The organism is Roseomonas chloroacetimidivorans, from assembly GCF_049629625.1.
Classification (GTDB): domain Bacteria; phylum Pseudomonadota; class Alphaproteobacteria; order Acetobacterales; family Acetobacteraceae; genus Roseomonas; species Roseomonas chloroacetimidivorans.
Window position 1 is genome coordinate 1 of sequence record NZ_JBNBZS010000124.1, and the last position, 11,508, is coordinate 11,508.

Below are 11,508 nucleotides of genomic sequence, written 5' to 3' on the forward strand. Positions count from 1 at the left end.
TTGGCGAGCATCCAGGTATCATAGGTCCAGTGGATGGTGTTCGGGTTGCAGGCGGGTCCCGTCAGATCCGCCGTGGCGCCCGTGGAGTTGAGCATGATGCCGTTCTTCTCCTTCACGACGCTGTTCACGGCCAGCGCGCAGGAGGAGGTGGCGACGTCGATGATCACGTCCACGCCGTCCCGGTCGATCCACTGACGGGCGACGGTGGAGGCGACATCCGGCTTGTTCTGGTGGTCGCCCTGCAGCACCTCGACATTGATGCCGCGGCCGGTGACACCGCTGTCCTGCACCGCCTGCCGCACGCAGGCGACGGAACCCGGGCCGCTGCCATCGCGATAGGTGCCGGACATGTCGGTAAGCACGCCGATCTTGAGCGTGTTGTTCGCCTGTGCCCGGGCGCTGCGCCAAGGCAATGCGCTCAGGGCCGGAAGGGCGGCAGCGCCACCCAGCAGGGTACGACGGTCCATGGTCATTCCTGTGTCTCTCCCAGTTCGTTGTTCTTCGGCTCGCGCGAAGCCATCGGGCCGGAGGCCCGCAGGAAATCGCGCGTCTATACGCCGAGATAGCTGAGCAGCCTGTCGAGGCTGCTCGCCATCTCCTGATTGGTGACGCTGTCCACCACCCGGCCGTGCTCCATAACGTAGTGGCGGTCGGCAACGGTCTGCGCGAAGCGGAAGTTCTGCTCGACCAGCAGCACGGTGAAGCCGCGCGCCTTGATCTCACGGATCATGCGGCCGATCTGCTGCACGATCACGGGCGCGAGCCCCTCCGTCGGTTCGTCCAGCAGCAGCAGCGGCGCACCAGTCCGCAGGATGCGGGCGATGGCGAGCATCTGCTGCTCCCCGCCCGAAAGCTTGGTTCCCTGGCTGTTCGCCCGCTCCTTCAGATTGGGGAAGAGCGCGTGGATGGTTGGAATGTCCAGCCCGCCCTCCCGCACCTTTGGCGGCAGCATCAGGTTCTCGGTGACGTTCAGGCTGGCGAAGATGCCGCGCTCCTCGGGGCAGTAGCCAATGCCGGCACGACCGATCTGGTCGGGGCTCATCCCGATCGTCTCGCGCCCCTCAAACATCACGGAGCCGCTGCGCCGGCCGGTGAGCCCCATGATGGCGCGCAGCGTGGTCGTCTTGCCGGCTCCGTTGCGGCCGAGAAGCGTGACCACCTCCCCCTTGCGGATGTCGAGCGAGACGCCGTGCAGGACATGGCTCTCGCCATACCAGGCCTGGAGGTCGCGAATGGCGAGCATGGTGTCCGTGGCGGTCTCGGGCATCGCCGGCGGCAGGGCGTCAGGCATGCGCGGTCATCCCGTCCTGGCTGGCACCTGAGACAGCGGGATCGCTGCCCAGATAGGCCGCGATCACCTCCGGGTTGCGAGAAACCTCGGCGTAAGGTCCTTCGGCCAGCACGCGCCCACGGGTGAGGACGGTGATGGCATCGCAGAGGCCTTCCACCACCTTCAGGTTGTGCTCGACCATGAGCACCGTCCGGCCCTGGGCCACGCGGCGCACCAGGGCGACGATCCGGTCCACATCCTCATGCGTCATGCCGGCCGTGGGCTCGTCCAGCAGCATCAGCGTGGGATCGAGCGCAAGCGTGGTCGCGATTTCCAGCGCGCGCTTGCGGCCATAGGGCAGCGTGCCTGCGGGCAGTGCCGCATAGGCGGTCAGCCCCACATCGGCCAGCAACTCCATCGCGCGGTCGTCATAGCGGCGCAGCACCGCGTCGCTGCGCCAGAAGTCAAAGCTGCCGCCCCGCTCCCGCTGCAGCGCCACGCGCACATTCTCCAGTACGCTTAAATGCGGGAAGACGGCCGAGATCTGGAAGGAGCGAATCAGGCCCAGCCGCGCCACCTCGGCCGGCCGTATGCGGGTGATGTCGCCCCCCTCGTAGCGGATGGTACCGCGGGAGGGCTGCATGAACTTGGTTAGCAGATTGAAGCAGGTTGTCTTGCCCGCCCCGTTCGGACCGATCAGTCCGTGGATCGTGCCGCGCCGGATGCGCAGATTCACGTCCGAGACCGCGACGAAGCCGCGGAACTCCTTGGTCAGCCCTGATGTCTCAAGGATGTAATCCTGCACCCAGTCCGCCCCATTCCCTTAACGCCGTCTTCGCGGCTCGGCGGGAACCATGCCGGGCCAAATGGGCCCACGCAAGCGGCTTGCGGAACAAAGAAGAAGGAGGGGAGGAAGTGGTCGGAGCGGCGGGATTCGAACCCACGACCCCCAGGCACCGGGTTCCGATACAGAACATCCCGTAAAATCGGTGATTTCTTTACCTGTTAGTTTCAACGCTAGCAGCGTGTCGGAGTTACCGCGCTGACCTGGCCTGGGTAGAATCAGAAGGCGCCTGATCGCTATCCCTAGCTCCGGACCCTCCTCGGATAGGGACCGCCTTCCATGTGGTGGTGACAAGTGGCACCTGGACGAGGTCGTGATACTGTCGGTTAATCCGGGACCGATACCACCTGACCTCGCAACGTCTGGGGACGATACGAGGTCATCAGAACGGGCGGAATTTTGAGGTCTGGACCGGTTGCCCGGTCAAGGCGGCTCCCACAAGTCTTTCCAATGTGCTTGCACCCGATGCCCATAGGCGAGATCCCGACCGAGACGGCACGCGTTGCCAAGGCCGCATTTCCCAGGGGCACCTTGGTGATGCGGTTTCGAGAGGAGTTCGCCGGACTTTTCGAGGACGCGGACTTCCGCGCACTGTATTCCAGTCGGGGTCAGCCCGGCCTCGCGCCATGGCGACTGGCCTTGGTGACTGTATTGCAGTTTCTCGAGCAGCTCAGTGACCGGCAGGCGGCCGATGCCGTGCGGGCCCGCATCGACTGGAAGTACGCCCTTGGGCTCGAACTGACCGATCCGGGGTTCCACTTCAGTGTTCTGAGCGATTTCCGCGCCCGCCTGGTGGCGGGCCGGGCAGAGCACCTTCTGCTCGACAAGATGCTCGAGCGGTTCAAACATCGTGGTCTGGTCAAGGCTCGCGGCAAGCAGCGCACCGACAGCACACACGTGCTGGCTGCTGTGCACGACCTGAACCTCTTGGAGCTCGTGGCCGAGACGCTTCGCGCACCCTCGACGACCTTGCTGCCGTCGTGCCGGATTGGTTGCGCACGATCTCGCCCCCGGCCTGGTTCGAGCGGTATGGGCGCCGCACCGAGGAGTACCGCCTTCCCAAGGGTCAGGACAAGCGTGAGGCCTTCGCCCTGTTGGTCGGGGAGGACGGCTTCCTCCTCCTGGCTGCCCTGGATGGGCCAGGCGCACCGGCCGCGGCCTGCGCAGTGCCCATGGTCCAGACGCTGCGCGACGTATGGCGCGTGCACTATGCCCGCGAGGCCGGGCGGCTGCGCTGGCGTTCCACGACAGAGCTGCCGCCGGTGGCCGAGCGGGTCCAGTCACCATATGACCCAGAGGCGCACTTCAGCATGAAGCGGCAGCTCCACTGGACCGGGTACAAAGTGCACGTGACGGAGACGTGCGACGACGACATGGCGCAGGTGATCACCGATGTGGCGACGTGCCCGTCGATGCGGCCCGACATGACGAGCACGGCCGGCATTCACGATCGCCTCGCAGCCAAGGGCCTGCCCCCTGCGGAGCACTTCGTTGATTCTGGCTATGTGGACGCAGGGCTGCTGGTCAGCAGCCAGCGGGACCATGGTCTTTCTCTTGAGGGACCAGTCCGGGGAGTGTCGAGCCGACAGATGCGCGATGGGCAAGGCTACAGCTTGCCGCATTTCAGGATTGATTGGGATCGGCAGCAGGTGACCTGCCCGCAAGGCAAGACATCAGTCTATTGGCGCACCTTGCGCTTGCCGGATGGCAGCCCGCGCATTCAGGTCCAGTTTAGCCGCTCGGACTGTGGTGCCTGTGCCGCACGCTCGGCTTGCGCATCGGCGAAGACCGCGCGCCGGGTTATGCAGTTCCACCAGCGTGAGGAATACGAGGCGCTGTGCGCGGCAAGGGCACGGGCGGAAGATCCCGCCTGGCTTGAGCGTTACAACAAGCGGGCCGGAGTGGAAGGCACGCTCTCGCAAGGCATACGCGCCTTCGGTATGCGCCAGAGCCGCTACATCGGCTTGGCGAAGACAGGCTTACAGGAAGTCTGCACGGCGGCTGCAATCAATGTGTCGCGTGTCGTGCGGTGGCTTGATGGCGTACCACGAGCCAAGACGCGCGTGACGCGGTTCGCAGCATTGGCTCACGCCGCATGAATTCGCCGACAGTATCAGGTCGTCCTGAAGATCGCCGGGGTGACGTACTGGCTCTGGCGGGCTGTAGACCAGACCGGGATCGTCTTGGACGTCCTCGTGCAAAGCCGGCGCGACAAGCAAGCGGCCAAGCGGCTATTCCGTAAATTGCTGAAGCGGCACCGGCGCGTGCCGCGGGTGATGATCACTGACAAGCTCGCAAGCTATGGCGCCGCAAGAAGGAGGTGATGCCCTCCGTTGAGCACCGCCAGCACAAGGGCCTGAACAACAGGGCGGAGAACTCGCACCAGCCGACGCAACGACGAGAGCGGCAGATGAAGCGGTTCAAGTCACCAGGACAGGCACAGTGTTTCCTCTCTGCCCATGATGGGATCAACAACCTCTTTCACCTCCGCCGTGACCACGTACAGGCCGCCCAGCACCGTGCCGCAAGGGCGCGTGCGTTCAAGACATGGGCAGAGCTCAGCGGCAGCGCCGCCGCGGTCTGAAGCCAAGCTCACTCTCCGTCCTGCAGGCTTCCGGTTGTCCTCACGGCCAACAAGTTGACTGTGCCGACCCGGGGACGGTTCCTTGAGAGGATGCGGGATCCTCCGTGCCCATGGGCGCGCCGCCGCTCCTTGGGCCGAGGACCCTCCTCCCGCCCGGACGACGTTGCCGCCGAACCGGATCGCCCGAATCGGTGAGCCGGGAATTCCTAGCGGACCAGCGGGCAGTTCCCCTCGTTTATCGGGCGGAAGGCCTGATCGCCGGGGATGGTCTGGACGAGGCGGTAGTAGTCCCACGGGGCTCGGGACTCCTCGGGCGTCTTGACCTGGAACAGGTGCATGGCATGGACGGCGCGGCCGTCCGCGCGGATCGTGGTGGGACCGAAGAGGGGATCGTCCACCGGGACGCGCTTCATCTCCGGGACGACCCGGTGCGCATCGTCCGTGCCGGCCCGCGCGACGGCGTTGAGGTAGGCCAGCGTCGAGGAGTAGACGCCGGCCTGGTTCGCGCTCGGCGGACGGCCCATCCGTTCCAGAAACCGGGCGGAGAAGGCGCGGGTGCGGTCGTCCATGTCCCAGTAGAACGCCTCGACCAGCGTGAGGCCCTGCGCGACGGGGAGGCCGATCGCGTGGACGTCGTTCACGAACATGAGGAAGGCGACCATCTGGACGCTGCGGTTAACCCCGAACTCGGCCGCCTGCTTCAGGGCGTTCCCGGCCTCGGGCGAGGCGTTCGCGATGCCGATGACGTCGGGCCGCGAGGCCCTCGCGCGCTGGAGGAAGGAGGAGAAGTCGCTGATGCCGAGCGGATGTCGGGAGGCACCGAGGACGCGGCCGCCATTTGCCTCGATGAACTCGGAGGCGTCGCGCTGGATGGCGTGGCCGAGCGCGTAGTCCACCGTGAGGAAGTACCAGTTCTTGCCGCCGCGGCTCATCATGGCGCGGGCGGCGGCGCGCCCGATGGCGTAGGAGTCCGTCACCCACTGCACCGTGTTGGGCGAGCAGGCGGAGCCCGTGAGATCGGAGGTGACGGTCGCGGAAGCGATGAAGGTCATGCGCGTGTCGCGCGCGATGGTGTTCACGGCGAGGCCGACGGCGGAGTTCGGCACGTCCACGATCATGTCCACGCCGTCCACGTCCAGCCAGCGGCGGGCGACGGTGGAGCCGACGTCGGGGCGGTTCTGGTGGTCGGCCTGGATCACCTCGACGTGGAGGCCCGGGTTGGTGCGCGCGAAATCCTCGACCGCCAGCCCGGCGGCGACAACGGAGCCGGGGCCATTCGTGTCCTGGAAGAGGCCGGTCCCGTCATTCAACACGCCGATGCGGACGACGTCGCCGCTGATCTGGGCCGAGGCGGCGGTCGCCCCAAGGATCGCCGCGACACCCGCGGCCAGCAGGGTCCTGAACATCGTTTCTCCCTTTCCTTCCTAGTCATGTTGGCGCGGTGGTCCGAATCTCCGCGCAAGGTGCGGACGCGCGGCCGCACCGGCGAGCTGACAGGTGCGCTCGCCGGCACGGACCATCCGGCAGGGACTCGCTCCCCGCCGCCTACCCCGGCGGGCCCGGCAGGCCCGCGCGCAGCGGCGCGTCCGCGCCTACCATCACGCCGTCTCCCGTTGCTGGACGCCAACCTCGTCCGGCATGGCCATTGCAGCGGCAGGGTTGTCGTAGAGCCAAGCGAGGCAATCGTAATATTCCCGCGCTGAACGATGGGCGAAGGTGTCGCGGCGCACGTCCGCGGCAATCCCGCCGCAATGGTACATCTCCCAGAGCTGGCGGGATTCGAGTTGCACTCGCGCCGTGCGGAGGTGCCGCAGCCGCGCGTAGCGCTGGAGCGCGGCCTCCACGTCCGGATCGCCGACCAGGCAGTTGGTGAGGCAGACCGCGTCCTCGATGGCCATGCCGGCGCCCTGCGCGAGGGATTGCAGGGTGGCGTGCGCGGAATCGCCAAGCAGCGCGACGCGGCCCCGGGTCCACTGACGGGTCGGGACTTGGTCCGAGATGGGCCACCTGCGCTCGAGATCCATCAGCGCCAGCAGCGCCTTCATGTCGGGATGCGCGTCACGATACGTGTGCTGCACCTCCTGCCGATAAGCATCGGCATTCTTGCGCTCGGCAAAGGTCGCAGTACGGAACACCGCGACGACGTTGTACAACGTCTCGCCCCGCAACGGATAGGCAACAATGTGGAACCCGTCGCCCGCCCAGAGGATTACCTCTCGGTGGAACAGGTGTGGCGCGAGTGAAGAGCGCGGCACTGTCGTGCGGTGGGCGGCGAAGCCGGAGGGCTGTGGTGCCGCATTCCTCGAAACGACCTGTGGGCGGAAGCGCGAGTGGATCCCGTCCGCTGCAACGAAGGCTTGCGCCTCGACCATCCCCCCGCTCGTCAGCACCCGAACGCCGTCGCCGTCCTGCGACACCGCCTCGGCGGCGACGCCGGTCCGCAGCTCGACATTCGGGAGCTGGCGGCAGGCCTCGACGAGGATCTCGTGCAGGTCCACGCGGTGAATGACGACGTAGGGATGAACAAAGCGCGAGTGGAACTCATCCCCAGTCGGAATCCGCAGAATCTCCGAACCGTCCCTGGCGTCGAGGGCGAGGATAGCAGGCGGCACGTGCGCCTTGGCGAGCACGGCCTTGGCGACGCCGAGGGCCTGCAAGGCCCAGAACACGTTGGGGCCGAGCTGAATTCCATAGCCGATCGCTCCGATCGTATCGGCCTGCTCGAGCAGGATGCAGGGGATGCCACTCCGCCCGAGGCCCAGGGCTGCGGACATCCCACCGAGGCCCCCTCCCCCCACCACGACCGGCTTCCCTGACTGCGCCATGCACCCCGTCCGACTGGATTTGCAATCTGACTGAATACATACTATCTCGCTCCGGGCCGCGCAAGACAAGCTGGCGAAGGAACTTTCCATGCGGATCTGCCGATTTAATGACGAGCGCGTCGGGATCGTGGACGGAGACGAGATCCGCGACGTCACAGAGGTGATTGAACACCTGCCGGCGGTCCGCTACCCGCTGCCGCGGACCGATCCGCTGATCACGCACCTGCCGCGCCTGCGACCGCTGATGGAGGCGCGCGCGGCGGACGCGCCGCGGCGGCGGCTCGACGAGGTACGGCTGCTGAGCCCGGTCGCGAACCCTGGCAAGATCGTCGCGGCGCCGGTGAACTACCTCAAGCACCTGGAAGAGGCCCGCGCCGACGCCGGCGTGCACCACAACACGAAAATCGAGGAGATCCGCAAGATCGGCCTGTTCCTCAAGGCGACGAGTTCGGTCGTCGGCCCGTCCGAAGGGGTCGCCATCCGCCTCCCGGAGCGCCGGAACGACCACGAGGTCGAGGTGGCCGCCATTATCGGAACGGAGGCGGACCGCGTTCCCGTCGAGCGCGCCCTGGATTACGTCGCTGGCTACTGCATCGGTTTGGATATGACCGCGCGGGGATCGGAGGAGCGTAGCCTTCGCAAGTCGGTGGACAGCTTCACGGTGCTCGGGCCCTGGATGGTCACGGCCGATACCTGCCCGCCGCCGGTCGATTGGGACCTCTCCCTGATGATCGGCGGCGAGACCCGCCAGTCCGCGAACACGCGCGATCTCGTGCTGAGCGTGGCCGAGCTGATCGCCTTCGCGTCGGCCTTCTACACCTTGCACCCCGGCGACGTGATCCTCACCGGCACGCCGGACGGCGTCGGTCCGGTGCAGCCCGGCGACACAATCGCCGCCACGGTCCAGCACGTCGGAACGATGACGGTCGCCGTGCGGGCAGCGGCATTGCCGCCCGGCGCCTCGTTCTGACCGACTCGTCGGATCGGGCGGGCCGGCGCGGCCTACGACGCCCTCTCGCAACCCGCCTCGCGCAGGAGGCCGAAGGCGGCGAGGATCGGTCGGTCGGAGTAGGAGAACAGGACCGCCTCGCCCCCCTCGCTCGCGTGCTCGTGGGGAACCCAGGACGGCACGGTGAAGGTGTCGCCCTCCTCCCACGCGAAATGCTGCCCGCCGATGATGCTGTACCCGCCGCCTTCGGCCACGTGGTAGATGGTGCTGGAGGTGTGGCGGTGCGCCTTCGTGTGCTCCCCCTTTCGGAGGAGCTGGAGGTAGGCGGACATCGTGGCGAGCGTGGACCGGCCGTTCAGCGGGTTGCTGTACTCCAGCAGGATGCCGTCATACGGAGATCCGGCGTCGTCGCGCAGCCGGTGCAGGGTGTCGCGTGTGGTGGTCCAGCGATAGTTCAGCAGGGGCGTGTGATCGGCCTGCGGCTCCTCCCAGGTCGGACGCAGGTTGCGGCTCCAGCGATAGACCGAGTCCTCGTCCTGGCGCAGCACGGGCTGCGGCTCCGGCGACGGGTAGTCCTCGAAGAAGTTGGCGTCGAGGATGTTTACGAACGGGATGTCCAGGCCGTCGAGCCAGATGACCGGCCTGTCGGACATGTTGCCGTGATCGTGCCAGGCGAGCCGCGGCGTCGTGACGTAGTCGCCCTTTCTCATCATCGTCCGTTCGCCGTTGACCGTGGTGTAGGCATCGGAGCCCTCGATCATGAAACGCTGGGCCGACGGCGTGTGCCGGTGCGCATCGGCGACCTCGCCTGGCAACACCATCTGGATCCCGGCATAGATGCAGCCGACCGTGCGAAGAGTCTTCGCCTCGTAAGATGGATTAATGAGCATTAGCACCCGCCGCTCGGCCTCCTGCGCCGTGACGAGGTCGCCCGAGCGCAGCACCTTTGGCCGCATCTCCCGCCATCGCCAGATGTAGGGGATGCTGGCGACGCGCGGCTCGTTCTGAGCGATGGCGCCGAGCGCGTTCCAGAGTGCCTCGGAATGGTGCGTGTTCAGGTCACGATAGAACTCCTCGCGCTGGACGCGCAGCTCGTTCGACAAGGCCGGTGTCTGGGTGGCATCCATCGGCGGCTCCTTACCTGGGTGTCGAATTATATGAATGCATACAATATGATCGTGTAGAGGCTTATCGCTTGCCTCCCCGTCCGGAAGTCCATTATCACCCCCATGTGATTGGCTGGGGGTGTTTGGAGGCGGATGGCGAGTGCGCGAGGGGAGAAGGAGGCCCGGAGGGAGGAACGCCTTGACCGGTTCGTCTACGAGCAGCCCGGGCACCTGATCAGACGGGCCAACCAGATGGCCTGGGCCCTGTTCCGGGAGGAGACGGCGGAGCTGGACGTGACGCCGGTCCAGTTCTCGATGCTCGTCGCCATCAGCGACGTCCCGTCCATCGACGCCACCCGCCTCAGCGAGCTGATCTGCATCGACCGCGCCACCGTCGGCAACATCGTCGCACGGCTGGAGGCCCGCGGCTTCCTAACGCGAGAGGTCGACACCCTGGACCGGCGGATCAAGCGCCTCCACGTGACCCCTCGCGGTGAGGAGGTGATCGCAGCGGTCTGCGCCGTGCGCGCGCGCATCGGCGAGCGGCTGCTCTCGCCCCTGACCCGGCCCGAGCGCGCCACCTTCATGCGGCTTGTCGCCAAGCTCGTCGGCATGGACGAGTTCCGGCGCCGCGGGCACGACGACGACGCGTGATCGCTCGTCGGTGGAACGGGCTCCGAAGGGACACCCGACAGCACGGCCTAGCCTGGTGGGATCTGTCAGAACTCGCGCCAGGGATGCCCGGATTGGCGAGGTGGGGCAGGCGTGGATAGGCTCCTGACGGGTTGAGGGGCAGTTGGGAGCCTGGGATGGAGTACGTGGACTGCGGTTCGGCGGTGACTGAGCGGCGGGACCGTACGGCCCAGGGCTACCGGCGCTTCCGGTGCCGCGCTTGCGACCGAGGGTTCAACGAGCGCAGCTCGGGGGTGCTGAACAGGGCGCAGTATCCGAGCGACGTCATCGCGCTCGTGGTGCTTTGGCGCCTGCGCTACCGCCTCACCCTGCGGGACTTGGCGGAGATGTTCCTCATCTGCGGCATTGTATTCAGACATGAGGCGGTTTGGGACTGGGAGGCCAAGATCGCACCGATACTGACCCGCGGCCTTCGGCAGCGCCGGCAAGGAAAGGGCGGCTCCGCCAGCCGCTCCTGGCACGTTGACGAGATGGGGTATCCCGGCCTGGTGTAGCCGCTGGCCCTTGTTTGGGCGGAGCGGGGTGTCTGGTCTTGGAGGGCTGGCGATCGCCTGCCAGCCTCATGCCCCAGCTCTGGAGGACGGTGCCATGCTCTATTGCGGACTGGACGTGTCTCTGAAGCAGACCGCGCTCTGTGTCGTGGACGGTGATGGCCGGGTAGTCAGGGAGACCAAGCTGGCGACGGATCCGGAGGTGATCAGCCGCTTTCTCCAGGAGAATGAGCTCGGCTGCGAGCACATCGGCCTGGAGTCCGGAGGGACCTCCTCCTGGCTCTGCCTGGAACTGCGCACGCTTGGACATCCCGCTGTGTGTATCGATGCCCGGCATGCGGCGGCCGCCCTGCAGGCGGGCTTCCGGAACAAGAATGACCGCAATGATGCCCGGGGCATCGCGGAGCTGATGCGGTAAGCGTCAGCCCTCACTTTCAATTACCCACATCTCTTGGTGTGTCTTGCGTTGAGAGGTAAGCGTCAGCCTTGCGACGCGGGTTGACGGCTTGGCCTGAAGTTCCAGGGCAGCAGCTCGTCGATGCGGTTGACGGGGTGGCCGCTTGCGAGGCGGTCGAGCACGGTGGTGATGTAGGCTTCTGGATCCAAGCCGTTTAGCTTGGCGGTCTCCGCGATGGTGTATATGATCGCAGCCCGCTGCCCGCCGGCGTCGCTACCGACAAATAGAAAATTCTTCCGCGTGACAGCGATCCCTCTCAGCTGCCGCTCGGCAAAATTGTTGTCGATTG

12 protein-coding genes and 2 pseudogenes are annotated in these 11,508 nt (G+C 66.4%); 7 read left to right on the forward strand and 7 right to left on the reverse strand.

Annotation, left to right across the window (positions count from 1 at the left end; all coding sequences use genetic code 11):
- The 3 genes from ACO1BU_RS33620 to ACO1BU_RS33630 all read right to left on the reverse strand — a co-directional run.
- A partial coding sequence (locus tag ACO1BU_RS33620; protein ID WP_424139494.1) for an ABC transporter substrate-binding protein occupies positions 1-467 on the reverse strand: 467 nt, incomplete at its 3' end.
- An 83-nt stretch (positions 468-550) separates the two neighbouring features.
- Positions 551-1,243, reverse strand: a complete 693-nt coding sequence (locus ACO1BU_RS33625) for an ABC transporter ATP-binding protein (protein WP_424140294.1) — start codon at positions 1,241-1,243, stop codon at positions 551-553.
- Between the two features lie 40 nt (positions 1,244-1,283).
- Positions 1,284-2,075, reverse strand: coding sequence for an ABC transporter ATP-binding protein (locus tag ACO1BU_RS33630; protein ID WP_424140286.1), 792 nt, complete (start codon positions 2,073-2,075; stop codon positions 1,284-1,286).
- A 576-nt stretch (positions 2,076-2,651) separates the two neighbouring features.
- Between ACO1BU_RS33630 and ACO1BU_RS37785 the strand changes: the two are divergent.
- The 3 genes and pseudogenes from ACO1BU_RS37785 to ACO1BU_RS33640 all read left to right on the forward strand — a co-directional run.
- Positions 2,652-2,843 (forward strand): annotated as a pseudogene (locus ACO1BU_RS37785) (transposase); the annotation flags it as partial.
- 443 nt (positions 2,844-3,286) lie between these two features.
- Positions 3,287-4,213 carry a transposase gene (locus ACO1BU_RS37790; RefSeq protein ID WP_481133257.1) on the forward strand — a complete coding sequence of 309 codons (927 nt, stop codon included), beginning with the start codon at positions 3,287-3,289 and terminating at the stop codon, positions 4,211-4,213.
- A gap of 15 nt (positions 4,214-4,228) precedes the next feature.
- Positions 4,229-4,698, forward strand: a pseudogene (locus ACO1BU_RS33640) (IS6 family transposase); the annotation flags it as partial.
- Between the two features lie 206 nt (positions 4,699-4,904).
- On the opposite strand, the gene ACO1BU_RS33645 reads toward ACO1BU_RS33640, so the two are convergent.
- Complete coding sequence (locus ACO1BU_RS33645) at positions 4,905-6,104, reverse strand: ABC transporter substrate-binding protein (protein WP_424140287.1); 1,200 nt, start codon at positions 6,102-6,104, stop codon at positions 4,905-4,907.
- 192 nt (positions 6,105-6,296) lie between these two features.
- The gene (locus ACO1BU_RS33650; RefSeq protein ID WP_424140288.1) at positions 6,297-7,613 is read right to left on the reverse strand and encodes an FAD-dependent monooxygenase; all 1,317 of its coding nucleotides are present in this window, start codon (positions 7,611-7,613) and stop codon (positions 6,297-6,299) included.
- A 37-nt stretch (positions 7,614-7,650) separates the two neighbouring features.
- On the opposite strand from ACO1BU_RS33650, the gene ACO1BU_RS33655 reads away from it, so the two are divergent.
- Positions 7,651-8,493, forward strand: coding sequence for a fumarylacetoacetate hydrolase family protein (locus tag ACO1BU_RS33655; RefSeq protein WP_424140289.1), 843 nt, complete (start codon positions 7,651-7,653; stop codon positions 8,491-8,493).
- A 32-nt stretch (positions 8,494-8,525) separates the two neighbouring features.
- Here ACO1BU_RS33655 and ACO1BU_RS33660 read toward each other — a convergent pair whose 3' ends face one another.
- A complete protein-coding gene (locus ACO1BU_RS33660; RefSeq protein ID WP_424140290.1) occupies positions 8,526-9,599 on the reverse strand; it encodes a cupin domain-containing protein in 1,074 nt (357 codons plus the stop codon).
- 132 nt (positions 9,600-9,731) lie between these two features.
- On the opposite strand from ACO1BU_RS33660, the gene ACO1BU_RS33665 reads away from it, so the two are divergent.
- The 3 genes from ACO1BU_RS33665 to ACO1BU_RS33675 all read left to right on the forward strand — a co-directional run bounded on the left by ACO1BU_RS33665 (position 9,732) and on the right by ACO1BU_RS33675 (position 11,180).
- Positions 9,732-10,232 carry a MarR family winged helix-turn-helix transcriptional regulator gene (locus ACO1BU_RS33665; protein ID WP_424140291.1) on the forward strand — a complete coding sequence of 167 codons (501 nt, stop codon included), beginning with the start codon at positions 9,732-9,734 and terminating at the stop codon, positions 10,230-10,232.
- 155 nt (positions 10,233-10,387) lie between these two features.
- Complete coding sequence (locus ACO1BU_RS33670; protein ID WP_424140292.1) at positions 10,388-10,765, forward strand: hypothetical protein; 378 nt, start codon at positions 10,388-10,390, stop codon at positions 10,763-10,765.
- Positions 10,766-10,859: 94 nt separating this feature from the next.
- The gene (locus ACO1BU_RS33675; protein ID WP_424140293.1) at positions 10,860-11,180 is read left to right on the forward strand and encodes an IS110 family transposase; all 321 of its coding nucleotides are present in this window, start codon (positions 10,860-10,862) and stop codon (positions 11,178-11,180) included.
- A gap of 62 nt (positions 11,181-11,242) precedes the next feature.
- Here ACO1BU_RS33675 and ACO1BU_RS33680 read toward each other — a convergent pair.
- Positions 11,243-11,508: transposase domain-containing protein (locus ACO1BU_RS33680; protein ID WP_424139643.1), on the reverse strand; the 266-nt coding region annotated here is incomplete at its 5' end.

Excerpts from the sequence above, each read along its gene's own strand:
- ACO1BU_RS33625 (WP_424140294.1), bottom strand. The coding sequence starts at position 1,243 with ATGCTCGCCATTCGCGACCTCCAGGCCTGGTATGGCGAGAGCCATGTC.
- ACO1BU_RS37790 (WP_481133257.1), top strand. The coding sequence starts at position 3,287 with ATGGTCCAGACGCTGCGCGACGTATGGCGCGTGCACTATGCCCGCGAG.
- ACO1BU_RS33645 (WP_424140287.1), bottom strand. The coding sequence starts at position 6,104 with ATGTTCAGGACCCTGCTGGCCGCGGGTGTCGCGGCGATCCTTGGGGCG.
- ACO1BU_RS33650 (WP_424140288.1), bottom strand. The coding sequence starts at position 7,613 with ATGGAAAGTTCCTTCGCCAGCTTGTCTTGCGCGGCCCGGAGCGAGATA.
- ACO1BU_RS33660 (WP_424140290.1), bottom strand. The coding sequence starts at position 9,599 with ATGGATGCCACCCAGACACCGGCCTTGTCGAACGAGCTGCGCGTCCAG.
- ACO1BU_RS33665 (WP_424140291.1), top strand. The coding sequence starts at position 9,732 with ATGGCGAGTGCGCGAGGGGAGAAGGAGGCCCGGAGGGAGGAACGCCTT.
- ACO1BU_RS33670 (WP_424140292.1), top strand. The coding sequence starts at position 10,388 with ATGGAGTACGTGGACTGCGGTTCGGCGGTGACTGAGCGGCGGGACCGT.
- ACO1BU_RS33675 (WP_424140293.1), top strand. The coding sequence starts at position 10,860 with ATGCTCTATTGCGGACTGGACGTGTCTCTGAAGCAGACCGCGCTCTGT.